General features: G+C 34.3%; 28 protein-coding genes. 9 read left to right on the plus strand and 19 right to left on the minus strand.

Annotation, left to right across the window (positions count from 1 at the left end; all coding sequences use genetic code 11):
• Nucleotides 1-6: 6 nt before the first annotated feature.
• Both ICJ84_RS10850 and ICJ84_RS10855 read left to right on the plus strand, forming a co-directional pair.
• Entirely contained in the window at nucleotides 7-336 is a 330-nt protein-coding gene (locus tag ICJ84_RS10850) for a hypothetical protein (protein ID WP_188216419.1), read from the plus strand.
• Nucleotide 337: 1 nt separating this feature from the next.
• The gene (locus ICJ84_RS10855; protein WP_188216420.1) at nucleotides 338-997 is read left to right on the plus strand and encodes an alpha/beta hydrolase; all 660 of its coding nucleotides are present in this window, start codon (nucleotides 338-340) and stop codon (nucleotides 995-997) included.
• Nucleotides 998-1,052: 55 nt separating this feature from the next.
• Here ICJ84_RS10855 and ICJ84_RS10860 read toward each other — a convergent pair whose 3' ends face one another.
• From ICJ84_RS10860 to ICJ84_RS10925, 14 genes are all read right to left on the minus strand, one after another.
• Nucleotides 1,053-1,757 (minus strand): response regulator transcription factor, encoded by a 705-nt coding sequence (locus ICJ84_RS10860; protein ID WP_188216421.1) that lies wholly within the window; start codon nucleotides 1,755-1,757, stop codon nucleotides 1,053-1,055.
• A 2-nt stretch (nucleotides 1,758-1,759) separates the two neighbouring features.
• Complete coding sequence (locus tag ICJ84_RS10865) at nucleotides 1,760-3,331, minus strand: sensor histidine kinase (protein WP_188216422.1); 1,572 nt, start codon at nucleotides 3,329-3,331, stop codon at nucleotides 1,760-1,762.
• 68 nt (nucleotides 3,332-3,399) lie between these two features.
• Nucleotides 3,400-3,984 carry a dephospho-CoA kinase gene (gene coaE / locus ICJ84_RS10870; RefSeq protein ID WP_188216423.1) on the minus strand — a complete coding sequence of 195 codons (585 nt, stop codon included), beginning with the start codon at nucleotides 3,982-3,984 and terminating at the stop codon, nucleotides 3,400-3,402.
• Nucleotides 3,981-4,949 carry a CdaR family protein gene (locus ICJ84_RS10875; protein ID WP_188216424.1) on the minus strand — a complete coding sequence of 323 codons (969 nt, stop codon included), beginning with the start codon at nucleotides 4,947-4,949 and terminating at the stop codon, nucleotides 3,981-3,983. Before ICJ84_RS10875 ends, coaE begins: the two co-directional genes overlap by 4 nt.
• A complete protein-coding gene (locus tag ICJ84_RS10880; RefSeq protein ID WP_188216425.1) occupies nucleotides 4,943-5,953 on the minus strand; it encodes a glycosyltransferase in 1,011 nt (336 codons plus the stop codon). Before ICJ84_RS10880 ends, ICJ84_RS10875 begins: the two co-directional genes overlap by 7 nt.
• Nucleotides 5,954-6,122: 169 nt before the next feature.
• Nucleotides 6,123-6,941, minus strand: a complete 819-nt coding sequence (locus ICJ84_RS10885) for an enoyl-ACP reductase FabI (protein WP_188216426.1) — start codon at nucleotides 6,939-6,941, stop codon at nucleotides 6,123-6,125.
• Between the two features lie 55 nt (nucleotides 6,942-6,996).
• On the minus strand, nucleotides 6,997-8,649 hold the full coding sequence (recN, locus tag ICJ84_RS10890; protein WP_188216427.1) for a DNA repair protein RecN: 1,653 nt from the start codon (nucleotides 8,647-8,649) through the stop codon (nucleotides 6,997-6,999).
• Nucleotides 8,650-8,714: 65 nt separating this feature from the next.
• Nucleotides 8,715-9,602 carry a type IX secretion system protein PorD gene (gene porD, locus ICJ84_RS10895; protein ID WP_188216428.1) on the minus strand — a complete coding sequence of 296 codons (888 nt, stop codon included), beginning with the start codon at nucleotides 9,600-9,602 and terminating at the stop codon, nucleotides 8,715-8,717.
• Nucleotides 9,595-10,806 carry a bifunctional phosphopantothenoylcysteine decarboxylase/phosphopantothenate--cysteine ligase CoaBC gene (gene coaBC, locus ICJ84_RS10900; protein ID WP_188216429.1) on the minus strand — a complete coding sequence of 404 codons (1,212 nt, stop codon included), beginning with the start codon at nucleotides 10,804-10,806 and terminating at the stop codon, nucleotides 9,595-9,597. The genes porD and coaBC overlap by 8 nt, the downstream gene beginning before the upstream one ends.
• An 11-nt stretch (nucleotides 10,807-10,817) precedes the next feature.
• Complete coding sequence (locus ICJ84_RS10905; protein WP_188216430.1) at nucleotides 10,818-11,144, minus strand: DNA-directed RNA polymerase subunit omega; 327 nt, start codon at nucleotides 11,142-11,144, stop codon at nucleotides 10,818-10,820.
• A gap of 25 nt (nucleotides 11,145-11,169) precedes the next feature.
• Nucleotides 11,170-11,979: an outer membrane protein assembly factor BamD gene (locus tag ICJ84_RS10910; protein WP_188216431.1), complete on the minus strand. Its 810-nt coding sequence runs from the start codon at nucleotides 11,977-11,979 to the stop codon at nucleotides 11,170-11,172.
• A gap of 191 nt (nucleotides 11,980-12,170) precedes the next feature.
• The gene (locus ICJ84_RS10915) at nucleotides 12,171-13,094 is read right to left on the minus strand and encodes an ion channel (RefSeq protein WP_188216432.1); all 924 of its coding nucleotides are present in this window, start codon (nucleotides 13,092-13,094) and stop codon (nucleotides 12,171-12,173) included.
• 1 nt (nucleotide 13,095) lies between these two features.
• Nucleotides 13,096-13,974: a 4-hydroxy-tetrahydrodipicolinate synthase gene (dapA, locus tag ICJ84_RS10920; protein WP_188216433.1), complete on the minus strand. Its 879-nt coding sequence runs from the start codon at nucleotides 13,972-13,974 to the stop codon at nucleotides 13,096-13,098.
• Nucleotides 13,975-13,976: 2 nt separating this feature from the next.
• A complete protein-coding gene (locus tag ICJ84_RS10925; protein ID WP_188216434.1) occupies nucleotides 13,977-14,495 on the minus strand; it encodes a DUF6913 domain-containing protein in 519 nt (172 codons plus the stop codon).
• Nucleotides 14,496-14,598: 103 nt separating this feature from the next.
• On the opposite strand from ICJ84_RS10925, the gene ICJ84_RS10930 reads away from it, so the two are divergent.
• A complete protein-coding gene (locus ICJ84_RS10930) occupies nucleotides 14,599-15,315 on the plus strand; it encodes a 5'-nucleotidase C-terminal domain-containing protein (RefSeq protein ID WP_241748740.1) in 717 nt (238 codons plus the stop codon).
• Between the two features lie 9 nt (nucleotides 15,316-15,324).
• Entirely contained in the window at nucleotides 15,325-16,242 is a 918-nt protein-coding gene (locus tag ICJ84_RS10935) for a bifunctional metallophosphatase/5'-nucleotidase (RefSeq protein ID WP_188216436.1), read from the plus strand.
• On the opposite strand, the gene ICJ84_RS10940 is transcribed toward ICJ84_RS10935, so the two are convergent.
• The 4 genes from ICJ84_RS10940 to prmC all read right to left on the minus strand — a co-directional run bounded on the left by ICJ84_RS10940 (nucleotide 16,239) and on the right by prmC (nucleotide 20,761).
• Nucleotides 16,239-16,976, minus strand: coding sequence for a hypothetical protein (locus ICJ84_RS10940; RefSeq protein ID WP_188216437.1), 738 nt, complete (start codon nucleotides 16,974-16,976; stop codon nucleotides 16,239-16,241). The genes ICJ84_RS10935 and ICJ84_RS10940 overlap by 4 nt on opposite strands.
• A gap of 116 nt (nucleotides 16,977-17,092) precedes the next feature.
• Nucleotides 17,093-17,758, minus strand: coding sequence for a hypothetical protein (locus ICJ84_RS10945; protein ID WP_188216438.1), 666 nt, complete (start codon nucleotides 17,756-17,758; stop codon nucleotides 17,093-17,095).
• Nucleotides 17,759-17,886: 128 nt separating this feature from the next.
• Nucleotides 17,887-19,887, minus strand: coding sequence for an NAD-dependent DNA ligase LigA (gene ligA, locus ICJ84_RS10950; RefSeq protein WP_188216439.1), 2,001 nt, complete (start codon nucleotides 19,885-19,887; stop codon nucleotides 17,887-17,889).
• 10 nt (nucleotides 19,888-19,897) lie between these two features.
• Complete coding sequence (gene prmC / locus ICJ84_RS10955) at nucleotides 19,898-20,761, minus strand: peptide chain release factor N(5)-glutamine methyltransferase (RefSeq protein WP_188216440.1); 864 nt, start codon at nucleotides 20,759-20,761, stop codon at nucleotides 19,898-19,900.
• Nucleotides 20,762-20,918: 157 nt separating this feature from the next.
• Between prmC and ICJ84_RS10960 the strand changes: the two genes are divergently transcribed.
• Genes ICJ84_RS10960 through ICJ84_RS10975 form a run of 4 tightly spaced genes read left to right on the plus strand, consistent with a single transcriptional unit; the run spans nucleotide 20,919 to nucleotide 23,600 of the window.
• On the plus strand, nucleotides 20,919-21,371 hold the full coding sequence (locus ICJ84_RS10960) for a hypothetical protein (protein WP_188216441.1): 453 nt from the start codon (nucleotides 20,919-20,921) through the stop codon (nucleotides 21,369-21,371).
• A gap of 6 nt (nucleotides 21,372-21,377) precedes the next feature.
• On the plus strand, nucleotides 21,378-22,382 hold the full coding sequence (gene ribD, locus ICJ84_RS10965) for a bifunctional diaminohydroxyphosphoribosylaminopyrimidine deaminase/5-amino-6-(5-phosphoribosylamino)uracil reductase RibD (protein WP_188216442.1): 1,005 nt from the start codon (nucleotides 21,378-21,380) through the stop codon (nucleotides 22,380-22,382).
• A complete protein-coding gene (locus tag ICJ84_RS10970) occupies nucleotides 22,375-22,986 on the plus strand; it encodes an HAD family hydrolase (RefSeq protein WP_188216443.1) in 612 nt (203 codons plus the stop codon). The genes ribD and ICJ84_RS10970 overlap by 8 nt, the downstream gene beginning before the upstream one ends.
• A 5-nt stretch (nucleotides 22,987-22,991) precedes the next feature.
• Entirely contained in the window at nucleotides 22,992-23,600 is a 609-nt protein-coding gene (locus ICJ84_RS10975; protein WP_188216444.1) for an IMPACT family protein, read from the plus strand.
• Nucleotide 23,601: 1 nt separating this feature from the next.
• On the opposite strand, the gene ICJ84_RS10980 is transcribed toward ICJ84_RS10975, so the two are convergent.
• Nucleotides 23,602-24,000, minus strand: coding sequence for an acyl-CoA thioesterase (locus ICJ84_RS10980; protein WP_188216445.1), 399 nt, complete (start codon nucleotides 23,998-24,000; stop codon nucleotides 23,602-23,604).
• A 184-nt stretch (nucleotides 24,001-24,184) separates the two neighbouring features.
• Here ICJ84_RS10980 and dnaA point away from each other — a divergent pair, with 184 nt between their 5' ends.
• Nucleotides 24,185-25,612 (plus strand): chromosomal replication initiator protein DnaA, encoded by a 1,428-nt coding sequence (dnaA, locus tag ICJ84_RS10985; RefSeq protein ID WP_188216446.1) that lies wholly within the window; start codon nucleotides 24,185-24,187, stop codon nucleotides 25,610-25,612.
• The last annotated feature ends 11 nt before the right edge of the window (nucleotides 25,613-25,623 follow it).

The raw sequence follows: 25,623 nt of genomic DNA on the forward strand, positions 1-25,623 counted from the left end.
ACGACCATGGATAACACGACAATACAAAACGGAAAAACAATGGCAATTATCAGCCATATTACCTTCGTTGGATTAATCATCGCTATCATTATGAATGCTGATAAAAAAAATGCTTACACTGCATTTTATAATCGTCAAATGCTAGGACTTATCATCATGCTCTTTATTGCTCAAATAACCGATAAATATTTAAATGGTACGCTAGGCTATATTTTCTGGCTGATTTCGGCGGTATCCTGGTTATATTCTTTCATCAATATTTTACAAGGTAAATTAAAACCATTACCGTATGTTGGAGAAAAATTTCAAGAATGGTTTGCTAATATTGGCCGATAATATGACAAATACAGATCTTTCTTTATACCACATCACTAGGCCTTCCTCATTATCTGAAAATGCACCATTACTAATTATGATGCATGGTTATGGTAGTGATGAAAATGATTTATTTTCATTTGCTTCAGAATTACCAGAGGAATTATTTATTATTTCTGTAAAAGCACCTTACGAGTTACAGCCTTACGGAAATGCCTGGTATGCGATTAATTTTGATGCTGAAAAAGGCAAATGGAACGATAATATACAAGCTGTTCAATCACGAGATTTAATTGCCAAATTTATTGATGAAGCTCTTGAAGCCTATCCAGTTGATAAAAACAATGTAACGCTTTTAGGTTTTAGTCAGGGTAGTATTTTAAGTTATGCCGTAGCTCTAACCTACCCGGAAAAGGTAAAAAACATTATTGCTTTAAGTGGTTACATTAATAAAGATATTTTACCGGAATCGATTCATGAAACCGATTATTCGAATCTGAATTTTTACTGTTCGCATGGTAGTGTCGACCAGGTGATTCCTGTCGAATGGGCCAGACAAACGCCTTCTCTTTTAAATGCTCTAAATATTAAGCATAAATATTCGGAGTTTCCTGTGGGCCATGGTATAGCACCACAAAACTTTTTTGAATTCAAAGACTGGTTGAAAAACCTCATTTTATAGAAAAAAAATCCAGCTTAAAGCTGGATTTTTTTTCTATCATAAAACAACTAAACAATTAGTCATTTATTACCAATCGGAAACCTTCACCATGGATGTTCAAGATTTCTACTTTTTCATCCTGCTTTAAATACTTACGTAACTTCGCAATATAAACATCCATACTACGAGAGGTAAAGTAATTATCGTCTCTCCATATTTTGGTCAAAGCTAATTCGCGAGGCATCAAATCGTTTTCATGTAAAGCTAGCAAACGTAACAACTCATTTTCTTTAGGTGATAGCTTCACCGGTTCTCCGCCATTATAACGTAAAAAACGTAGCTTTGAATTTAAATCGAATTTACCAATTTTAAATTCAAATTGCTTACTATCTGAAATGGTTTCGGTAGCCTTACGTTGCATGATTGCTTTAATTTTCATTAAAAGCACTTCACTGTCAAACGGTTTGTTTAAGTAATCGTCTGCTCCTACTTTATAGCCTTTTAAAACGTCTTCTTTCATGGTTTTAGCCGTTAAGAAAACAATAGGAATATCGCTATTCTTTTCTCGTATTTCTTTAGCCAATGTAAAGCCATCTTTATAAGGCATCATTACATCTAAAATACATAAATCGAAATCGTCTTTTTTGAACTTTTCGAAGCCTTCCATACCGTTTTTAGCATGAGTGACATCGTAGTCATTCATCATTAAATAATCCTTTAGAACGGTTCCAAAGTTAGGATCGTCTTCTACTAGTAATATTCTTTTCTTTTGCTCTTCCATATTTATGATATTAGCGGAAGCTTTATGGTAAATATACTTCCCTTTTCTTTTTCACTTTCTACAGAAACATGACCTTGATGGTCTTCTACAATACGTTTCACATAAGCTAAACCTAACCCGTGACCTTTAACGTTATGTATATTTCCGGTGTGTTCTCTATAAAATTTTTCGAACACACGTTTTACGGCAGCTTTACTCATTCCGCTACCATGATCTTTTATTTTTAATAAAATGTTAGTTCCAACATTTTCTGTATACACCTCTATCTCTGGTGCTTCCGGAGAATACTTCACAGCATTATCCAGCATATTAACAATTACATTAGTAAAGTGTGATTCGTTGGCTAAGACCGATGTTTTTTCGGCATTTAAAAAGGTTTTAATATACCCTTTTCTGTCTTCAACAATTAACTCTACATGCGTAATAGCATCTTCTATTAAGTCATGTAAATTTAACCTTTCTTTACTAATATTCAGTTCGTTTTTCTCTAGTTTAGATATTCTCAATACATTTTCTACCTGGGCGTGCATGCGCTTATTCTCTTCTTTAATCATGCCCAGATAACGCACGACCTTCTCTTTATCTTCAATAATTTTAGGATTTCTAATAGCATCTAATGCTAAATTTATGGTCGCAATGGGCGTTTTAAACTCATGCGTCATATTATTAATGAAATCTGTTTTAATTTCAGATATTTTACGCTGCTTTATTAATTGGTATAAAGCACCACCATAAGTAATCATAATAATTATTGTGAAAAGAAATGATAATAAAATCATCCTTAACATAGAAGATAATATAAACTTTTTATCATTCTTAAAATTCACAAGCAACCTGTAACGTGTTTTATCACCTTCATCTGGAAAAATTCCAGCCGAAAAATTTGACTCTTTATCATACTCAAAACCGTCACTTTGCACTTTTGTCGCTAAATCTCTATCGTAAATAGCAAATTCAAAATCCAGATTAATACTATCTTCTTGAAATGCTTTGGTCAACAAATCTCGAATTTCATTTTCTGATACACGTTTATGTATAGGTGTCGATTTTTGTAATGCTTTAAATGATTTTTCAAACAATAAAAACTGTGCATCTGGCATAGCTCCGCTTTCCATAATACTTTTTATAGGATTTTCCTTAAAATCCTTATCGGTTAAATCATCATTTCTATAAATTTCAGTTGAAGACGTCCCAATGATATTTTTTATATCTAGACTATCTAAACCAATGTCAAAGAGCGTTGATGTTAATTTATAATTTTCCTCGAGAATACTACTTTTATAAATAAGCGTTTCCTTAGTGCTATTATTTTGCTGATAAATTAATAGCTGAGATACTGTAGCCGAGTCTGATTTTTTTTCTTTATCCAGACTTTGATATTCATTATAGTATTTTGCTACTTCTTCTCTTGATAACGTGTTTGCCACATTAGTGACATCCCCAATTACTGTAAATCTAAAACGGGCCTTTTCGGTTTTTAACGATCCGTTAATGTAATATGCCTGAACGAAAATAATACCTACTAAAGACAGGGTCATTAAAAGTATTAACAGGACAAATATTCTCTTACTCATCATCCAAATTTAACATTTTAACATTTAGAATTATTGGTTTTAACCTTACATTAACAAAAATGTTAAAATTATAAAGCATTCACAATTTGCTCGTGTATTCTCACAACTTGCGCTTTAGTTTTTTCTAAATTTACATTGTTTACCACAAAATCAGACAAAGCTATTTTATCTTCGTCGCTCCACTGATTTTTCATAATGGCTTCAATTTTTTCTTTTGTGGTATTATCGCGCTTTAACAAACGCTCTATACGCAACTCTAACGGAGCCGTTACGGTAATCACCAAATCACATTGCTTATTTCCTCCATTTTCAAACAAAATCGCCACTTCCTTAATCACATAAGGTGCTTTCTGTTTTAATTTCCAGGCATCAAAATGTTTATGAACTTCTGGATGTACGATGGCATTCATTTTCTGCAAGTAGGTTTTATCATTAAAAATGATATTCGCTATAAACGGCTTATTTAATTCATTATCTAGATAAACTTCCTCTCCAAACAATTCAACAAGCTTTGTTTTGATAACTTCTGAAGTCACCATGAGCTTTTTAGCTTCCAGATCGGCGATATATACCGGAATACCCAAAGCTTCAAATGCTTTTGCTACGGTAGTTTTTCCACTACCTATTCCACCTGTAAGACCGACTACCTTCATTTTGTAATTATAAACTCGATTCGTTTTTGATTGATTTTTACATTTTTAACCGTTTCAGGATACTGCGCTACTTCCGGCACTAAAAAAAACTGATTATTAACGATTTTACTAAAGTCGCAAACCACTTTAAAATCTTTCGCAGTGACGGTATTAAAATCACTTAAACTCACATAATACACTACATTAACTTCTTTTGGAAAGAACTTTAAAGTGACATCCTCAGGTACGTTGACGAGCTGTACCGGAATTTTTAAAATCCCTTCGGTAAACTTATCTACTTTAACATTCAATAGCGTTTGAACTGCTGAAAACTTTAAATCCTGACGGTTCTGCTTACTCTCCGGTAACTTTAATTTAACACGTTGTAAAACATCTGCTCTAACATCTTTTAAAGTTAAAGATTCTGTTTCTATAAAATGAATTTTCGATACCTTAACCTCCGGACCGATGATAGTAATAGAATCGGGTTTCAATTTAAATTCAGAAGCCCTGTCGTATCCCGGACTAAATTTGATATCAGACTGTAAAACCACAGGAACTTTCTTGACCATATTCTTATCGTATCTGAAAACCAAAGTATCTGGTGAAATGTTAAGCACATCAACCTGACTCCCAAACTGCGTGTTTTGCAAATAAGCTACTGTTTTGTGCCAGACAAACACAGAATCTTTTTTGTAAACGTCTTTATGAAAATCAACCGTAATTTCTGGATTTGAAAAATAGTATTTCAGCCACTTAAAACCATGCGTTTTTAAAGTAACATCTAAATGTATTGAATCGTTTAAAATCACATCTTCATCCAATACATTCACCTTTTTTATACCAAAAGATAATGTATTTGTATAATCTTTTGACAGTTTGGTGAACATTAAAATAATAAAGGCCGACAGTAAAAACAACACAAATACGTTAAGACGTTTGCTTTTTATTGAGGCTAATATTTTAGATTTAAGTTCTCTTAGCATGTCGGTTTAAAGAACAGTTTAGGGAAATGAACTTCCGGATTTTTATTCAAAACATCTATGGCCAATGTCGATTTTAAAAAGCCATAACCGTAGCCAAAAAATTGCACGGAAATGGCTATTAAGCTCAATATGGAAACCACAATATTCTTTGTTGATATTAATGCAGTAATAAATGCTAGACTAAAGTAAAATAAATAAAGCTGAAAAAATATGGTTACCCCGAATAACAACAGAATTAAACTGGAGGCTAAACCTAAAGTAAACACCGTAGGAAACCAATACATCAACTTTTTGGTTTGTGGATGCCAGACATTTAAAATCGGACGTACCATTCCAAATTTATTAACCTGAATATAAAATTTTTTCCATGAAATTCTGCGTTTATGATACACATAAGCTTCGAGAATCAATTTGGTTTTAAAACCTAAATTCCATAAACGAATGGACAAATCGGGATCTTCACCTGGATGAATATATCCAAAACCTTTTGAAGCTTCAAAAGCGGCTTTAGAAATCCCCATATTAAAGCTACGAGGCTGAAATGTATCGACACTTTTTTTATTTCCACGAATACCACCTGTGGTAATAAATGATGTCATCGAAAAATTTATGGCCTTTTGTAAATTGGTAAACGATTGATGAGCGGCATCGGGGCCGCCAAAACAATCGACATAGTTTTCGGTTAAACTCTTTTCTACTTCTGTTAAATAGTGTGGTGGTAAAATACAATCGGAATCTAAAATGATAAAGTAATTTCCTTTGGCTTTGCGCATCCCGTAATTGCGGGAATCTCCGGGTCCTGAATTTTCCTTAAAATAATAAGATATATCCAGTTTATCTTTAAAACTGTCGACAACGGCTTCTGAAGATATTGACGATCCATCTTCTACTATTACAATTTCAAAAGGCATACTTGTTGTTAAAGCTTCAAAACTTTGTAAAAGTTCCTTCGTCTCATCCGGACGGTTATAAACAGGTATAATAAAGGAAAACTGTAATTGCATCAATGTTTGTGTTTTGCGTTAGGGATTAAAGCAAGCTACCGTGTAGCGCGGAAAGCCCGACCACGCTTAAGCGTGGTAACGCCCAAATTATTTTATAACAAATGTAACGATTCCTAACAAAAAAGCCACCTTAAAAAAGGTGGCTCTTGTTATATAAAAAAATCAATTTTTATTCTTCTCCTACGAAAGTGCTCATTACCGCATCACTTACCCCCATGTTACTGAAACCTCCATCGTTGTAAAGGTTTTGTAAGGTTACACGTTTTGTAAGATCACTAAATAAAGTAACACAGTAATTAGCACAGTCTAAAGCTGTTGCGTTACCTAGAGGCGACATTTTATCTGCGTAAGCGATAAATCCGTCGAAACCTTTAACACCGCTACCTGCAGTAGTTGGCGTTGGCGACTGAGAAATGGTGTTTACACGTACTTTTTTATCGCGACCAAAGAAATACCCGAAACTACGCGCGATACTTTCTAAGTATGCTTTGTTATCGGCCATATCGTTATAATCTGGGAATACACGTTGTGCAGCCATATAACTTAAAGCTACAATACTACCCCACTCGTTCATAGCATCAGCCTTATAAAGCGTTTGCATAACTTTATGGAAAGACATGGCAGAAACATCGGTTCCTTTTTGTGTCCAGTCGTAATTTTGGTTTGTATAGTGGTTACCTTTACGTACGTTAATTGACATACCAATAGAGTGAAGTACGAAATCTATTTTTCCGCCTAAAATCTCCATAGATTGCTCTACCAACTTTTGTAAGTCTTCAACCGAAGTAGCATCGGCAGGAATTACTTGAGAACCAGTTTTTTCAGCTAACTCGTTAATTTGTCCCATACGCATAGCTACAGGGGCATTAGTTAAAACGAATTGTCCACCTTCTTCATGAACACGTTCTGCAGTTTTCCATGCAATCGAATTTGAGTCTAACGCTCCAAAAATGATTCCTTTTTTTCCTTTTAATAAATTATAAGACATTTTCTTGGTTATTATATTGTTTTCTTTTTTTCTAATTGGTGGACAAAGATACTAATTAATTCAATAATTCTTTGGCATGTGCAATAGCAGATGAAGACATTTCTACACCGCCCAACATTTGGGCGATTTCTACAATGCGCTCGTCGTGCTTAAGCTTCACTAAATTGGAGTGTGTCACCTCGTCTTTATCTTCCTTATACACTTTAAAATGCGAGTGTCCTTTAGCGGCCACCTGTGGTAAATGCGTAATAGCAAATACCTGCATAGACTTACTCATTTCTAACATAATATCCCCCATTTTATTTGAAATCTCTCCAGAAACTCCGGTATCAATTTCGTCAAACATGATGGTTGGTAACTGAATGTATTTTGCCAAAACGGATTTAATAGCCAGCATAATTCTGGATAACTCTCCACCGGATGCTGCCTTTTTCAATTCGTTATAATTTCCGCCTTTATTCGCTGAAAAAAGAAACGATAAGTTGTCTTTTCCGTTGGTTAAATACTCCTTTTGAAGGCTCACTTCGATATTAAACTGCGCATTAGGCATACCTAAACCACCCAAAATGGATTCTAACTGCGCTTTTAATTCTGGTATAACTTTAGAGCGCTTATCATTGATGGTTTTAGCAATAGCATCTAAAGTTTTGGCTTGTGCGTCAATTTGACTCTCTTTGTTTTGAATGGACTCGTCTAAGTTTTCAGTAACCGAAACTTTTTCTTCTAACTGATTCTTAATCTCAATAAGTTCTGCAACCGTTTCTACAACGTGTTTTTGCATTAGGTTATGAAGTAATCGCAATTTAGCATCAACAACCTCTAGGCGATTTGGGTCTGCCTCTAAAGTATCCTGAAGCACATCAACTTCTCTATAAACATCGTCCAATTCAATTAAACTACTATTTATTCTGTTATATAAATCTTCGTATTTTGAAGAATAAGTCGTTAGTTTTTGAAGTGTATTTTTTAAAGCCGTTAAGGTTGAAATCGCTCCTATTTGTTCATCTGTCAGCAACTGATAAGCCTCTCCCAGTTTGTCTTTTATACTTTCAACATTATTCAGGCTCTCATACTCTTCTTCCAAGCTTTCCAATTCACCATCAACCAAATTGGCTTCAACCAATTCATTCAATAAAAAGCTATTGTAATCGTGCTCTTTAATGGCATCGGCCTGAAACTCTAAAAGCGATTTTAATTCTTTTTTTAAAGTTTTATACACTTTTAATTCTGAAGTATACTGCTGAAGTGTTTCTTCGTTATTTGCCAACGCATCAATCACCTGAAACTGAAATTCATCAGTTGTTAAAGCCATCGTTTGATGTTGTGAATGAATATCGATTAAACGCTCTCCCAACAGCTGTAGACTACTCAAGTTGACTGGAGAATCATTAACAAAGGCTCTGGATTTACCTGATGGTAAAATTTCACGACGAATAATGGTTTGCTCGTCATAATCAAAATCTTCAGCTTCAAATAAGGCTTTTAAATTGTAATTTGAAATATTAAAAACCGCTTCGATAACGCATTTGACAGAGGTATCTTTTAAACTGCTTAAATCGGCGCGTTTCCCTAGAATTAATGATAAACCTCCCAAAAGAATAGATTTCCCGGCACCGGTTTCACCCGTAATAATTGAAAAACCATCGTTAAAATTAACGTTTAACTGATCGATTAATGCGTAATTTTTTATTGAAAGTGATGTTAGCAAAACTTTTAAATACGATTTAGAATTATGAATTTAAAGATAATGAAAAGGCTAAAACTAAGGCAGGTTTAAAACTTTATATTTTGCCATTTGCTGTTGTAAGTCGGCGCTACTTTTTGAAGCGTTTCTTTAACAGCTGTAATATTTACATTAGGTCCGTCGCTAAAAATTTGTGCAATTTCGTCAGCTTTAGCATCGAAAAACGTACGCAACAAAAATGAATTCGGACGGCGAGAATTCATCGTTTTAAACTTTGTTAAAGACGTTGCTACTTCTTCTTTTCCTGATTTTGCATTATCACTCATCACATCCAAACCTTGTCTGTGGTAATCGTACATCACCTGACGGTATTCTTTAAATGTTGGTGATAACAAATTATCGATTAACGCAAAGCGACTTTGTAAACCATCTTCAACCTTCCAGCCTTTATAGTTTTCCTGCTGCGAATAATTAGTAATAATTTGCGCTTGCTTAAAATACGGATCACCGCCATTTTCAGCAAAGGAATCGGCGTCTAAACCTAAAACCATATACACATGAAATGCAATAACAGATACTAAGTTAGACTGATATTGTGTTGGATTAAAAATCAGATTCTGGTATTCAAGATATCGGAAGTTGAAATCCTTATCATTAAAGTTATAAATGGGAGTACTGAATGACGACCCGTAAACTGGTCTTGACGATTGAATTTGTAACGAGGCCTGAAATGCTTCACCGCTATAACTCGTAACATTAATAATGAAACTACAATCGATGCGCTCCTGTAACGCGAAGGTCTTATCCGTCCACTTCGTGTTATTTACAAACTCGTTTAATTGCTTTTCTAACGTTTTAAAGATGGGGAAGTTTTCATTTCCGGTTTGTTGCGCATTAACAACAACATTACAATTTAATTCTTGAGCAAACCCAAAAACACTTAAACTGAATATTAAAACGACTAGAATGTTACGCATTAATTTGTTTTAAAATTTTATGTATTAAATCTTTAGCTACTTCTGCTTTCGATTTTAACTGATGTTCTTCAACAGTATATTCATCATCTATAAAAGTGACTTTATTAGTATCACTTTTGAAACCGGCACCTTTATCGTTTAACGAATTTAAAACAATTAAATTTAAATTCTTTCTTTTTAGCTTGTCTTTTGCGTTTTCCAATTCGTTATTGGTTTCTAAAGCAAAGCCTACAAGAAACTGCTTGGATTTCGCTTTTCCTAAGGATGCTAAAATATCTTGAGTTTTTTCTAACTCTAATGTTAACGTAGCATCGCTCTTTTTTATTTTCTGAGAAGCCACATCTTTTGGCTTATAATCGGCTACTGCTGCCGAACATATCGCAATATCAACAGTTTCGTAATATTCATGCACAGCATTATACATGTCTTGCGCACTAACAACCGGTATCACCTGAATTAAGCTATGTGATACATTTTGGCTGGTTGGCCCGGAAACCAAAATGACTTCTGCTCCAAAATTAGCTGCAGATTTTGCGATTTCGAAGCCCATTTTCCCACTGGAATGATTGCCTATAAAACGTACCGGATCGATAGCCTCGTAGGTTGGACCTGCTGTGATTAAAACTTTTTTCCCTCGAAGTGGTAATTGATTGAGAATGTCATTTTCTACAAAAGATAGAATATCTTCCGGCTCTGCCATACGACCTTCACCTACCAGCCCACTGGCTAGTTCGCCACTGGTGGCCGGAATCATAATATTTCCGTAAGATTTCAAAACTTTGAAAGAACGCAAGGTACTTTCATGTTTATACATATCCAAATCCATCGCTGGCGCAAAATACACCGGACATTTAGCCGACAAATACGTTGCTAACAAAAGATTATCGCAAACACCATTGGCCATTTTAGACAAAGTATTGGCTGTGGCTGGCGCAATAATAAACAAATCGGCCCAAAGGCCTAAATCGACATGATTGTTCCAAACGGCATTGTCGTCGTCGTCATGAGTGAATGATGAATAAACCGGATGTTTTGAAAGTGTAGATAAGGTTAACGGGGTGATAAAATCTTTTGCAGATGGCGTCATAACGACTTTTACGTTAGCACCCGATTTTATAAATAACCTTACTAAAGAAGCTGTTTTGTAAGCGGCAATACCACCACTAATTCCCAATAGTATGTTCTTGCCGCTTAATATTGACATTTTAAAAACGTTTACTGATTATCTTCCTCAGTGTTTCTAAAATAAACTTTATCTGTTAACCATTCTTGAACGGCTAAAGCATGAGGTTTTGGTAATTTTTCGTAAAATTTAGACACCTCAATTTGCTCCTTGTTCTCAAAGATCTCTTCTAAGCTATCGTTATAAGTTGCAAACTCTTCTAACTTATCGATAAGCTCTTTTTTAATCTCTGTGTTAATTTGCTCAGCACGTCTTGCAATGATAGAAATTGACTCATAAATGTTGCCTGTTGGCTCGTCAATTTGGTTTCTGTCGTACGTAATGGTATTAACAGGAGCATTGGTTTTCTTTAAATCCATCGTCTTTATAATTTAACTTTTTATGCTATAACTTTTTTATCTCTTCATCTATTACAACTCCAATTTCGTTTACATCTTCAATGTGTTCTGAAGCAGCATACGATTGTTTAAAGGACTCGCAATATTCTTTCGCTTGTTCTAAACGAGGTTTCTTTAATGGAATTAAAGTTCCTCTTTTATAATCAAAACTATTAATCGCTAATTTATAAGCAGAATCTAATCTGTAATAAAACGCTTCTTCTCTTAACGACGACCCAGGAAAATCAATTACAAAATTATCAAATGATTTGATTGATGCTTCGTAATCTGAAATCGTGTTATATTGTTTCGCGATTTCAAACGCCTTCTTTTCTAATTTAAAATCCAACTCTTTCACCAATTCGTTAGCCGCCGATAAATACTCCGATTTTGGAAACTGGTTAATAAAGGCCTGTAATTTATCAATCGCTTCTTTTGTCTCTTTTTGATCTTTAGAGTAAACAGGCGATCTCATATAATAACTTTTTGCTGCTAAATAAGAGGTTTCTTCTAACTTCTCACTTTTTGGGTAGCTTGTTGCAAAACGCTCTAACTGATATCCTGCTGTATAGTAATCTCCTATTTCGTATAACGATTTAGAATATAAATACATTAATTTTTCAGCCTGAGGTTTTCCTCTATAACTTGCAATAAGCGGTTCAAACAACCTGTTAGCTTTGGCATACTTACCTTCGTTATAAAGTTCTTCTCCCATTTTATACTTTGCCGCAATATCTTCAGACTTTAAGGTTTTCTGATATTCGCTACAAGAGCTTAAAATTGTGATTGTTAATAATAAATAAAGAAATCTTTTCATTTGTTGTTATTACCTGTTTTTATTATCAAATCTTATATGCATAACATAAACATATTTAATTTATTGTAAATATGCACATTTCATTGTTTTAAAACAAGATGCAAAATTAAGTTAATAATATGGATTTAAAAAATATTATTTAACGCTAAAATACTTGAAGCTTTAAAGGAACCACAAGGATTAAGTAATATTTAACTTTTGTATGGTTCTATAACATCAAAAAGGTCATAATCCAAAATTAGAGTACCTTCACTATTAAAATTTTGAGCCTTAACAAACTTGAAATCTACCTGAGTGTTCTTTAGATCGTAGGAATGAATTTTATGAACTTCCTGATTGAAAGATTCGTCGTAATAACTTATCATAATAATTAATTCTCCATGTAGATTTTTAATCTCTTCGTTGGAATAATGAAATAGCGGACTTTCTTCATCCAATTCATGAACAACTGTCCATGTCGTTGGTAAATAATCTATGGCATCACGCTCGAGATTTAACAAATAAAAATTATTCTCGTAAACACCTGAATTATTAGGTTGTGAAAGCATTAATGTTACCGAAATTTTAGGCTGAATCATCACCGATTTTCTATCGTTAACCAGCCTAAACATGATGGCACGATGATCTTTAAAATCACGAAGAATTAAATGGTCACTAAACCTGACTGCCGATCGTGGCTTAGAAAACCGACCGTAAATTAAACCGGTTACAAAGGCAAACAACATTAACCCTAAAAAGGATTCTATAGACGCTACCATACCACTCAACAATCCTTGTGGTGCTAGCGCCCCATAACCAACCGTAGTGAAGGTTTGTGTACTAAAGAAAAAAGCATTGAAAAAATCCTGAACAGGGCTACCTGATAAAGCTGTAATTTCTTCGATGCCGATTACAAGATAAATTAAAGCAAAAACGGCATTAATTAAAAAGCCTACCAAAAAGGATAGGCTGAAAAAATAAAACCACGAAATATTTACCAAAAAATGATACGCTTCGGAAAATTTTCGTGGTTTATTCTGATATTTTAAATTAAAAGATCCATCAGGATTAAGCATACGTTTGGCATCCTGCACAGAGGCATTCCCTACTCCCGGATCTTTTATTTTATGTATCACATTAACAGTTTGCTAAAAACAATTTTACTTTAGCTTTTAACGCATCAGATGCTGGTACTAATGGCAATCTTACCGTGTCTTGACAAAGGCCTAAAGCTTCAAAAACACCTTTAATTCCTGCTGGATTATTTTCTTCAAAAATATATCCAATAACATCCATTAATTTATAATGAAGTTTAAAAGCATCTTTAGCATTTCCTGCCAATCCTAAGCGAATCATTTCTGAAAATTCTTTAGGAAATCCTTGACCAATTACAGAAATCACTCCCGCTCCACCTGCTAAAACCACACCTAAAGCTAAGTCGTCGTCACCTGAAATAATAGCAAAATCTTCTGGACTGTTTTTTAGTAACTCATAATATTGAGCTATATTATTTCCAGCTTCTTTAACGGCTACCACATTAGCAAAATCGTTAGCTAAACGTAGGGTTGTAGACACATCCATATTTTTAGAGGTACGTCCTGGTACATTGTAAAGAATCACATCAATCGGGCAAGCTTCAGCAACGGCTTTAAAGTGCTGGTAAATACCTTCCTGAGTTGGCTTACTATAATATGGCGATACCGATAAAATAGCATCCATTTCACTTAAATCAGTCGACTTTATTTCTTCTACAACCTGAGCTGTGTTATTTCCGCCAATACCTAAAACCATAGGCACGCGACCATTATTTGCTTTAACTACCGTTTCAACAACTTCCTTCTTCTCTTCTTTTGTTAATGTAACAACTTCTCCAGTTGTTCCACAAATTACAAGATACTCAACACCATTTTCAATATTGAAATTCACGATATTAATCAAAGCCTCATGGTCCACACTTAAATCTGTTTTAAACGGCGTAACCAAAGCAACTCCAGTTCCTAGAAACTTACTATTCATTTTTAAATTTTATTTAATATAGTTAAGTATTTAAAAAGCTCATTTTTAAATACATCAAATTCATTCATTTTGGTTTTAATAATTAAATCGTTTAAACGCTCATCGTTTTGCAAAACACCTATTTTAAATTTTGCTTTCGATAAGGCAGTCATCAATTTTAATTCTAAAACATCTTTGCTGTAAAAGCTTACAAGAGCATCAAACTCTGTTTTTATAAAAGCCTGTAATTCTGAATTATTCACTGACCCCTTCCAACCAAAATCTTTAAAATTATAACAAACATCCCAAGTACTTTGTAATTCTATTTCTCGCTGTGAAAAAGCGATGATTTTCAACCTATCAGGGCGCACATTTAGTTTATCGGCCAAGATTCTAAATTGCTCGAAGTTCTCCGCCTCATCATAATTAAAGATAATACCTAAACTTTCAATTTTACTATCATCAACCCTACCCTGTCGTTCATTTAACAGTTTGTTTAAGTACTTTTTATTAGATTTTTCTTTAAAACCTTTTAAAATCATTTATCTTTAAAATTTGCGCAAAGGTAACAAAACTAGATTCAAAACATCTACTAAAACTATGAGGTTTACATTTTTAATTTATTTGTTATATATATCACTTTTTTTGAGTTGCAAACAACCGGAATACCATCTAAAAAAAATTGAAGGTAAGCTAATACCAATCTCTGATACTCTAAGCGAAATACAGAAAATTGATAGCTTCATAGCTCCATTCCGAGCTCATATTAATCGAGATTTAGATAGTGTTTTAGCATATTCGGCAGGTACGTATTCCAGAGATGACGGACAGCTTAACACCCCTATAGGAAACTTAATGGCTGATATGATTTACGAACAAGCTAATCCTGTTTTTAAAAGTCGAACCGGAAAAGATATCGATATGGTTTTACTTAGTTACGGAGGTGTACGTACTATTGTGTCAAAAGGCGATATAACTACTAGAACTGCTTTTGAGCTCATGCCTTTTGAAAATACTATTTATGTAGTTGCTATGAATGCTTCACAAATAAACACCATGATACAGTATTTATGCAAAGCAAAAAAAGCCCATCCATTCTCAAAACTTAAATTAACCGTAGATCAGGATTACCAAATTATAAACGCCACGATTAAGAACCAACCTATAGACCAAAACAAAATCTATTATGTCGCCACACACGATTATTTATATAATGGTGGTGATAATATGACTTTTTTTAAACCAAACGATAGTCTATACAAACTTAACTACAAAGTAAGAAATGCTTTAATTGACTACTTAAAAAAAGTTGACACTATTAGCCCAAGCATTGACGACCGATTCACGCAACTCACCCTTTAAGCACCTATTATGAAACGTAGAGATTTTATTCAACAAGCTTCGACTACCACAGCGTTAATAACTTTAGGCGGTGTCGGACTTCAATCGTTTATAAGAAAACCAAACACAAAACAAATTACCATACTTCACACCAATGATGTGCATAGCCATATCGATCCGTTTGGTCCTGAGGACGGTAAATACCCGAATATGGGTGGTGTTGCCCGACGTGCAAGTTTAGTTGAATCCATCAGAAAAGAAAACCCGAATACTCTATTACTGGATGCCGGTGATATTTTTCAAGGGACTCCCTATTTTAATTATTATGGAGGTGAACTGGAATTCAAACTCATGAGCATGCTAAAATATGATGCTGCAACTCTTGGGAATCACGATTTCGACAATGGTATCGACGGACTTTATGCGCAACTACCCCATGCCAAATTTGATTTTATTTGTTCTAATTACGATTTTTCAAATACGATAATGGACACACATACCAAACCTTATAAAGTTTTTATGATTGATGGTATAAAAATCGGAATTTTCGGCCTAGGTATTAAATTGAAAGGACTTGTAGATAGCGATAACTATAAAGAAACAAAATATCTAGATCCTATTGAAACTGCTCAAGAAATGACGCGCATTTTAAAAACCGAGCAACACTGCGATTTGGTTATCTGCTTATCACACTTGGGATATTTTTATAAGGAAAAACCAGATCATTTATGTGATTTAAAAGTAGCTGAACTTACCAAAGACATCGATTTAATTATTGGCGGACATACACATACTTTTTTACCCAAACCAACAGTAGTTAAAAATAATGAAGGACAAAATATGCTGGTTAACCAAGTTGGCTATTGGGGAATTAACCTGGGGAGAATAGATTTTTATTTTGACTGTGATAAAAATAAATCGGCTAACGGAACTTCTATAATCGTTTAAACCAAAACATTATTTCTGTTAAAAGCACTCCCTAATGAAACATCTTCTTCATTAGTAGTTGTATACTTAAACAAAAAGTATAGAGCTGTCGCGTATAAAAGACGTTCAATAACTACAAATTCTAAATGATGCACATAATAAAGGCTTACGTAATTTAAAGCTACAGAAAACGACAAGCTAACTGTTGCTATTAAAAATTGTCCCGATTTTTTAGTTTGTGTATTCAAGTAAACTCCGAATGAAATAAAGCCCAACAAAACTAAGCTAAGGCTTTTTGCTCCGAACAACTGCAATTCGATAATACTATTAACCAAGTCTTGTAATACTTGATAAATCTGAAATAAAAAAAACAATACAATAGAAAATACACCTATTAAATATCCTCCAACTAAAGACTGCACTTCCGATAATTTAAACTTCGGCAAAACCATTATCAACAAATACATGAAGCCTAAAAAATAAAAAACACTGGACGCTTTAATTAACGCATCGTCTTCAAAGAACAAACAAGAGGCATCACCTAAAAAAGAAAAGAGCAAAAATGCAATAAAACTGAACGTTAAATATTTGTATTTCGAAAAGTAGAGTATTAAAAATAAAGGTATAAACAACAGTAAGCTATAAGTCATGAGCGAAGTACTCGACGTCATGACCGCTATAAAACTTACAGCTATTAATAACGACAAAGCCAACACAAAGACTTTATCGCTGATATTTGCAATCCAGTTTTTCATGGTGATTTCATAAGTAGGTTATACCAAACTTAATGAAATTTTACATTTCATACGAAAAAACAAACACTTAATCGATGAAATACCTCAATATTTTAAATATTAAAGAGAAAATCTATTTAAGATACCATATTTAATTCTTCTCGTTTCACGTCTAACAATTTGGATTGCAGATAAAAGAAGTAGAAACCAACCAAGTACAATGTAGTTGATAATAAATTAAGTAAGTTTCGTTCTGCTACATAAGTATAAGCCACCCACATCACTTCTGCAAAGACCACGCATAAAACCCCTAAAAACAAATACAACGACTTGACATTGTCCTTATAAAAATACCCTAACAGGGCTGTAGACAACAAAGATAACAACACCATATTGTAAACTAGTTCTACATAATACTCATTAGTTACCGATACAAAAGGTTTTACAATATTCTGCAAAACATAAACAATATAAACACTCAATACAGACAAGACCAATATATGAATAAAATAGTGCCTTATAAGCTGTTTAATACTGATTGATTTACAAATTTCAATCAATAAACAAGTATAGGCCAATATATAAAGACTGTTACCTAAATAATAATCTATTCTCTTATATAATACTATATCTTCCCCAAATACTAACAGTTCAGAAACAGAATACAAGACTAAAAACAAAGAAAAAAATAAAGATTTGTTTTTCACCTTAACAAAGTAAACAACTGCAATGGCTGGCAGGATTAACGAGCTAGCATAATGCGCCAATTCATCACGACCTGTAACCTGAAAGAGTACAAACAAAATGTAAATTAATATAACCAAACCCTCTAATATTTTCGATTTAAGCATGATAGCAATCAAATTCTTAAAAGCAAATATAAACAAATAATGCAATTAGACGGTAAAAAAGTACTTTTTATCGATAAAAATCAATTTACACCTATCATTTGTAAGAATTCAGACTCGGTTTTAATCACTATATTCAAGCTTTCCGCCTTTTTTAATTTACTTGGTCCCATTTTATCACCGGCCACTAAAAAACTTGTTTTAGAAGATATAGAACTACTCACTTTCCCCCCATTATCCTCAATAAGTTTCTTCAATTCATCTCTTGAAACCATTTCAAAAACTCCGGAAACGACAATACTCTGCCCTTTTAAAAGATCGGTTTGTCCCTGAAGTTCTTCAGCCGAAATTTCCAATTGTACTCCAAAAGATTTCAATCTATTAATTATTTGAAGATTGTCTTCGGAAGCAAAAAATGCCAGAACACTTTCAGCTATTTTTACACCAATTTCATCAACATTAATCAGTTCTTCTTGAGTTGCCTTAGCAATCGCATCGATACTTTTATAATGCTTAGCCAGTTTTTTAGCGACCGTTTCTCCCACATATCGAATACCTAAAGCATACAACACCCGTTCAAAAGGAATTTGTTTTGAAGCTTCAATACCGTTAATTAAATTATCAGCACTCTTTTCCGCCATACGTTCTAACGGAATAACCTGTTCTTTGGTTAATTCATATAAATCTGAATAATTACCAATAAGACCCGCTTTAACCAACAAAGTCACCGTTTCTGCTCCTAAACCTTCAATATCCATAGCTTTTCTGGAGATATAATGCTGAATACGCCCGATGATTTGTGGCGTACAACCATTATAATTCGGACAGTAATGCTGAGCTTCACCCTCCTGTCTCACCAACTCGGTTTGACATTCCGGACAATGCGTAATATACTGTGTCGGCACTGATTCAGAAGAACGCATCGATAAATCTACCCCTAAAATTTTAGGAATAATTTCTCCCCCCTTCTCTACATACACTTCGTCTCCAACTCGAATATCCAGTTTTTCAATCTGGTCTGCATTGTGCAACGATGCACGCTTAACTGTAGTTCCTGCTAATTCCACCGGCTCTAAATTAGCCACAGGAGTAATCGCTCCGGTTCGCCCAACTTGATAGGTTATACTATTCAATCGCGTAGACACTTGCTCAGCTTTAAACTTATAAGCTATTGCCCAACGCGGCGCTTTTGCAGTATACCCTAATTCTTCCTGCTGTTGCAAACTGTTTACCTTAATAACAACACCATCGGTTTCGTACGGTAAATTATGACGTTCTTCGTTCCAGTAATTAATAAATTCTAAAACTTCTTCTAAAGAATTGGTAAGTTTTGCTGCTCCTGGCACTTTAAAGCCCCATTGTCTCGCTTTTTCCAAACCTTCAAACTGAGAGGCAACTCCTAAATTGGTTCCGGTTAAATTATACAGTAAACATTCCAACGGACGTTTAGCTACTTCCGCACTGTCCTGAAGCTTCAAACTACCTGAAGCTGTATTTCTAGGATTTCGATAGGGTTCTTCTCCTATCTCAATACGCTCTTCATTCATTTTATTAAAACCGTCAAATGGCAAAACAATTTCACCACGAATATCGAATTTAGACGGATAATCCCCTTTTAACTGCAAAGGCACCGATTTTATAGTACGCACATTAGCTATTACATTGTCGCCTTGAAACCCATCGCCACGGGTTACTGCTTTAATCAATTTACCTTCTACATAAGTCAAACTAATCGAAGCACCATCATATTTTAACTCACAAGTATATTGAAGATCACCATCCACCAACTTTTTAATACGGTTTTCCCAATCCTGCAAATCTTCTATAGAATACGAATTATCCAGAGAATACATACGATACTCATGCGCAACGGTTTCAAAATTTTTTGTCACCGCTCCGCCCACACGTTGCGTTGGCGAATTTGCATCAAAAAACTCAGGGTGTTTAGCTTCCAGCTCCTGAAGTTCTTTCAGCATAGCATCAAACTCAAAATCTGAAATGGTAGGATTATCTAATACGTAGTAATTGTGATTATGTATGTTTAACTCGTCTCTAAGTTTCTTTATTTGCTGTTCTGCACTCATAAGTAATTATCTAATGCTTTTCTCCTTTTATCATTCTATCTTTCTTGAAGATATCTTGTTTTAATTGAATATTTACAAAATTGTTAGCTGTTAATAAATGAATCATCTCTCGACCTAAAAATTCATTAATCTCAAAAAACAAAGCACCACCGCGTTCCAAATTTATAACAGCATATTGCGCAATCGCTTTGTAAAACAGTAACGGATTCTCATCTTTTACAAACAACGCTAAATGCGGTTCATTATTTAACACATTAGGTTTCATCAACTGCTTTTCCTGTTCTCGTACATATGGTGGATTCGACACAATAACACTAAATTTTAAATTTTTAAAAGTGTCGCTCCAGGTTTCAGGCTTTAAAATATTAGCCTCAATAAATTCTATTGAAACATCATTCAACTCAGCATTCTGTTTAGCCATTTTTAAAGCACCTTCGCTCACATCTAAAGCATAAACCTTGGCATTCGGTATATGTTTAGCTAACGAAATAGCAATGCAGCCACTCCCCGTACCAATATCCAGAATATTTAATTCGGCAGAATTGGTTTTAGGCTGATGGTTCACAATCCACTCCACCAATTCTTCTGTTTCAGGGCGAGGAATCAATGTATAAGGATTCACTTTAAATGACAATCCGTAAAATTCCGTTTCCCCTAAAATGTATTGAATCGGTTGTTCGTCTTTTAACTGCTCTAAAGCATCAAACATGGATGAATAGTTTTCAACTGCAAAATCAGTATCCATCGCCAGTTTAATTCTGGAGACATTATAAAACGATTCTATCAACAGAAAAAAGAAGCTATCAACCTCTTCTTTTCCGTAAATCGCATCTAATTCCAGATGAAACTGCTGTTGTATTTCTTTTAATTTCATAGTTTAAAAATACACTGTGCAAGTTGAAAAACGACTACTTACAGGGTTAAATCCAATAATATCAACAGGTTATTTAACACCGTAACCATAGTCCTTTACTAACTTTAAAATGTTAATTTTGCGCAAGTGAAGATACTTAAATCCTGAAAAAAAGACCATGAAACGCCTTATAATCTTATCAACAATATTAACCACCTTTTCAAGCTGTTCTGTAAAAGAAAAACCTGAATTCTTAAGAGTTGAAAACATACACGTTACAGAATCTACTTCAAAACACATCATATTAAAAGCTGAAGCCTTATTTTTAAATCCGAATATTATTGGAGGCGCTTTAGAAACCGACGCCATCAAGATTTTTGTAAACGACAATGAAATGGGCAAGGTATCTGCCGAGCGCTTTGATGTTCCGGCCGAAAAAGAATTCTCCATTCCCTTACGAGCCGAAATTCCAACAGACAGTCTTTTTAGCGATAAAAGCCTGAGCGGACTTTTAGGTAGTTTATTCAGTAGAAAAGTAAAGGTGCAATACAAAGGAGACATTACCTATAAAGTGTTTGGATTTTCATATACTTATAATTTAGACAAAACCGACGAGATAAAAATTAAATAACCACTTTTGAATACCCACGAATACTATATAAAACGCTGCATTGAAATCGCCAAAAACGGTTTAGGCTCTACCCGACCAAACCCCATGGTTGGCAGTGTGATTGTTTGTAACAATAAAATTATTGGAGAAGGATTCACGAGTGCTTATGGTGGTAATCATGCCGAAGTTAATGCCATCAATTCAGTAAAAGATAAAACTCTTTTAAAAGAAGCTACTATTTATGTAACGTTGGAACCTTGTTCGCATTACGGCAAAACTCCGCCTTGCAGCGATTTAATTATCAAACACCAAATCCCTAATGTGGTAATTGGCTGTTTAGACGATAATGTGTTAGTCGCTGGCAAAGGGATTGAAAAATTAAAGATAGCTGGATGCAATGTTACGGTGGGTGTTTTAGAAAATGAATGTAAAGCTCACCATAAGCGTTTTTTCACCTTTCATAATAAAAAACGTCCTTACATTATTTTAAAATGGGCCGAGTCTGCTGATGGCTACATCGCTCCGAAAACAAAGGAAGAACAAAAACCAGTTTGGATTACAAACACTTTTTCCAGACAGCTGGTTCATAAATGGCGCTCCGAAGAACAGGCTATTTTTGTTGGCACGAATACGGTTTTACAGGACAACCCGAGTTTAACGACCAGAAACTGGACCGGACAACATCCGATTCGCGTAGTTATAGATGCTGAAAACAAACTCTCGAAAGACTTGTCGGTTTTTAATACCGAAGCAAAAAACATTACCATAACTAAAAAGGATATTGATTTTTCTAGTAATGTAGCGCAACAAATTTGTGAATTACTCTACAAAGAAAACATCACCTCCATTATTATTGAAGGCGGCGCAAAAACCCTTCAAACCTTCATTGATGAGAATTTCTGGGACGAAGCACGTGTATTCACCGGAAACACCATATTTAAAAGCGGGACTAAAGCACCACAGCTTTCAGAGCGATTAACATTTGAAAATACCATTATTAACGATACCTTAAAAATATACACCAATGATTAAAACCCTGATTTTCGATTTCGGGAATGTATTCATTAACCTAGATATTGAAGGCAACTTAAAACATGCCTTAGAAAAATTTAAAATCGACGCTTTTTCTGAAGAAATGCTCGCCTTCAACAGTTTTTACGAACAAGGCTTAATTTCAACCGAAGAACTTATCGAATTTTACAGCGACAATTTTCCACATTTATCCAACGAAGAGCTTGTTGATATCTGGAATTACATGCTGAAAGATTTCCCAAAACATCGCTTAGAGTTCCTTCAGCGATTAAAAGAAGAAGAGAGATACAATCTCATCCTGTTGAGCAATACAAACGATTTACATATCGATTGGATTAAAAAACACGTACCATTTTTTGAAGATTTCAAAACCTGTTTCAATCAGTTTTACCTATCTCATGAAATTCAGTTAAGAAAACCTAATCAAGACATTTTCGAATTTGTATTAAGTCAAAACAATCTTAAAGCAAATGAATGTGTTTTTATTGACGATAATACAGATAATTGCAAGACCGCTGAAGCTTTAGGCATAAAAACATGGAATATCAACCCCGAAGCCGAGGATGTAACCACCTTATTTAAAACAAAAGCCAATTTATTTTAATTGATTTGGACCACTCAGATTTATACAAAACCATAAAAGCCCCTGTCGAAGGCATATTATACAAAGACAAAAACAGCAAGTTTTTCGGTTATGCCTATCCGGTTTTAAACGACGACGAGATTAAAACGCATATTGAAGCTTTAAAAAAAGAACACCATTCTGCCAGACACTGGTGCTACGCCTACCAAATAGGCACAGAAAACATAAGTTACCGAGCTAACGACGACGGCGAACCGAGTAATTCAGCTGGTATGCCAATTTACGGACAAATACAATCCTTTGACGTTACCAACACTTTAATTGTAGTTGTTCGCTATTTTGGCGGGGTTAAATTAGGGGTCGGCGGTTTAATAAGTGCATATCGCACCACTGCACAAATGACACTTGACGAAGCAACCATTATCGAAAAAACCATCAACGTCGATTTTCTTATCACTTTTGATTATAAAAACATGAACACAGTGATGCGTGTTATTAAGGAAAAAAACTTAAATATCACGCATCAAAAATTGGAATTAGATTGTCAAATAACCATCTCGGTTAGGAAGACCGAAGCCGAATCTGTTTTTAACACCTTCGATCATCTTTTTGAAATAAAAATAAAAGAAATTTAGACTACTTCTTAATAGCGTCTAAAATGTATTGTGGAGCACGCATTGGACGGTTAGTTTTCATGTCTATAAACACTAAAGTCGTGCTCGCCGTTGTTAAAAGTTCACCAGCTTCATTTGTAATTTCATAATCAAATTCAATTTTTGCTGTCGGGGTTTTTACAACTTGAGTTTTTACATTAATTACATCATCATAACACGCTGATTTTTTAAAGTTTACAGTCATTGAAACCACAGGAAGCATGACACCATTTTCTTCCATAGACTTATAAGAAATCCCAAGTTTCCTGAGCCATTCAATGCGTCCCATCTCTAGATATAGTGCGTAATTTCCGTGATAAACGACTCCCATTTGGTCGGTTTCGCCATATCGCACTCTAATTTGTATTTCGTCGATTTTCATAAGGATTATTAAATATTTTTTTGTAGTTTCGGCAAAGGCTCGAACATGAGTAATTTTTTGGAAAAATTCAATACCCTTTTGATTTTTTTTTTAAGATTTTTGTTCACATATTTGCCGAGCCAAAGAACAACAAGAGAAAGTTTTTTTCTCGATCACAAAACTACTAAAACCCACGAAATAAACAATGAGTAAAACTGCGCAAACGGTATGGAATAATTGTCTAGAATTCATAAAGGATAACATCCAACCGCAAGCTTACAAAACATGGTTTGAACCTATCATCGCAGTTAAACTCACTGACAATGCCCTGAGTATTCAAGTCCCAAGTAAGTTTTTTTATGAATGGCTTGAAGAACACTATGTTAAGATTTTAAAAGTATCTTTAACTAAAGAGTTGGGAGAAAAAGCCAAGCTGGTTTACATTATTAAAATGGAAAACACCTATGGCAACAAGCAACCGTTTACTGAGAAGATTCCAAGTTCGAATCGTAGTGCTGTAAAATCACAGGAAGTTGATATTCCTTTAAAGAACAAAAACCCAGAGTTACGCAATCCGTTCGTAATTCCAGGGATTAGAAACGTTAAGATTGAATCGCAATTAAATCCTAATTATAGTTTTGAAAACTTTTTAGAAGGTGATTCTAATCGTTTAGCTAGAAGTGCCGGATTAGCGGTAGCTGCTAAACCCGGAGGAACTTCGTTTAACCCTTTACTTATTTTTGGAGGTGTTGGTTTAGGTAAAACCCACCTTGTACACGCTATTGGTGTAGACATTAAAGATAAGTATCCTGAAAAAACCGTATTATACATTTCGGCTGAGAAATTTACACAACAATATATTGATTCGGTTAAGAAGAATAACAGAAATGATTTTATTCACTTCTATCAGATTATTGACGTATTAATTATTGATGACGTTCAATTCCTTTCTGGTAAAACAGGAACACAGGATGTATTCTTCCATATCTTTAACCACTTACACCAAAACGGAAAGCAGGTTATTTTAACGAGTGATAAAGCACCGGTTGATATGCAGGATATTGAACAACGTTTATTATCTCGTTTCAAATGGGGACTTTCGGCAGAATTACAAACACCGGATTTTGAAACGCGTGTTTCTATCGTGAAAAATAAATTATATCGTGATGGTGTGGATATGCCAGACGATATTATAGATTACGTAGCGAAGAATATTAAATCGAATGTACGTGAGCTTGAGGGAGCAATCATATCTTTAATTGCTCAATCTTCTTTCAACAAAAAAGAAGTTACTTTAGATTTAGCTCGCATTGTTGTTGAAAAATTCGTTAAGAATACCAAACGAGAAGTATCTATCGATTACATTCAAAAAGTGGTTTCAGATTACTTCCAGATGGATGTAAGCACCTTACAATCTAAAACGAGAAAACGTCACATTGTCCAGGCAAGACAATTAGCTATGTTTTTTGCAAAGAAATTCACAAAAGCATCGTTGGCAAGTATTGGTTCTCAAATCGGGAAACGCGATCACGCAACCGTATTACACGCTTGTAAAACCGTAGATAATTTAACATCGACAGATAAACAATTCAAAAAATATGTCGATGATATTACAAAGAAACTGTCTGTTTAAAAACCTTTTTA

The sequence above is a fragment of the Aestuariibaculum suncheonense genome (assembly GCF_014596935.1).
GTDB lineage: Bacteria > Bacteroidota > Bacteroidia > Flavobacteriales > Flavobacteriaceae > Aestuariibaculum > Aestuariibaculum suncheonense.

What these genes read in the sequence shown, in the direction of transcription:
- prmC (WP_188216440.1), bottom strand. Translation starts at nt 20,761, where the DNA reads ATGAAATTAAAAGAAATACAACAGCAGTTTCATCTGGAATTAGATGCG.
- coaBC (WP_188216429.1), bottom strand. Translation starts at nt 10,806, where the DNA reads ATGTCAATATTAAGCGGCAAGAACATACTATTGGGAATTAGTGGTGGT.
- ICJ84_RS10940 (WP_188216437.1), bottom strand. Translation starts at nt 16,976, where the DNA reads ATGAAAAACTGGATTGCAAATATCAGCGATAAAGTCTTTGTGTTGGCT.
- ICJ84_RS10970 (WP_188216443.1), top strand. Translation starts at nt 22,375, where the DNA reads ATGATTAAAACCCTGATTTTCGATTTCGGGAATGTATTCATTAACCTA.
- ICJ84_RS10960 (WP_188216441.1), top strand. Translation starts at nt 20,919, where the DNA reads ATGAAACGCCTTATAATCTTATCAACAATATTAACCACCTTTTCAAGC.
- porD (WP_188216428.1), bottom strand. Translation starts at nt 9,602, where the DNA reads ATGCGTAACATTCTAGTCGTTTTAATATTCAGTTTAAGTGTTTTTGGG.
- ICJ84_RS10860 (WP_188216421.1), bottom strand. Translation starts at nt 1,757, where the DNA reads ATGGAAGAGCAAAAGAAAAGAATATTACTAGTAGAAGACGATCCTAAC.
- ICJ84_RS10875 (WP_188216424.1), bottom strand. Translation starts at nt 4,949, where the DNA reads ATGCTAAGAGAACTTAAATCTAAAATATTAGCCTCAATAAAAAGCAAA.
- ICJ84_RS10935 (WP_188216436.1), top strand. Translation starts at nt 15,325, where the DNA reads ATGAAACGTAGAGATTTTATTCAACAAGCTTCGACTACCACAGCGTTA.
- ICJ84_RS10980 (WP_188216445.1), bottom strand. Translation starts at nt 24,000, where the DNA reads ATGAAAATCGACGAAATACAAATTAGAGTGCGATATGGCGAAACCGAC.
- ICJ84_RS10925 (WP_188216434.1), bottom strand. Translation starts at nt 14,495, where the DNA reads ATGATTTTAAAAGGTTTTAAAGAAAAATCTAATAAAAAGTACTTAAAC.
- ICJ84_RS10855 (WP_188216420.1), top strand. Translation starts at nt 338, where the DNA reads ATGACAAATACAGATCTTTCTTTATACCACATCACTAGGCCTTCCTCA.
- ligA (WP_188216439.1), bottom strand. Translation starts at nt 19,887, where the DNA reads ATGAGTGCAGAACAGCAAATAAAGAAACTTAGAGACGAGTTAAACATA.
- ICJ84_RS10880 (WP_188216425.1), bottom strand. Translation starts at nt 5,953, where the DNA reads ATGCAATTACAGTTTTCCTTTATTATACCTGTTTATAACCGTCCGGAT.
- coaE (WP_188216423.1), bottom strand. Translation starts at nt 3,984, where the DNA reads ATGAAGGTAGTCGGTCTTACAGGTGGAATAGGTAGTGGAAAAACTACC.
- ICJ84_RS10865 (WP_188216422.1), bottom strand. Translation starts at nt 3,331, where the DNA reads ATGAGTAAGAGAATATTTGTCCTGTTAATACTTTTAATGACCCTGTCT.
- ICJ84_RS10885 (WP_188216426.1), bottom strand. Translation starts at nt 6,941, where the DNA reads ATGTCTTATAATTTATTAAAAGGAAAAAAAGGAATCATTTTTGGAGCG.
- ICJ84_RS10910 (WP_188216431.1), bottom strand. Translation starts at nt 11,979, where the DNA reads ATGAAAAGATTTCTTTATTTATTATTAACAATCACAATTTTAAGCTCT.
- ICJ84_RS10850 (WP_188216419.1), top strand. Translation starts at nt 7, where the DNA reads ATGGATAACACGACAATACAAAACGGAAAAACAATGGCAATTATCAGC.
- ICJ84_RS10905 (WP_188216430.1), bottom strand. Translation starts at nt 11,144, where the DNA reads ATGGATTTAAAGAAAACCAATGCTCCTGTTAATACCATTACGTACGAC.
- dapA (WP_188216433.1), bottom strand. Translation starts at nt 13,974, where the DNA reads ATGAATAGTAAGTTTCTAGGAACTGGAGTTGCTTTGGTTACGCCGTTT.
- dnaA (WP_188216446.1), top strand. Translation starts at nt 24,185, where the DNA reads ATGAGTAAAACTGCGCAAACGGTATGGAATAATTGTCTAGAATTCATA.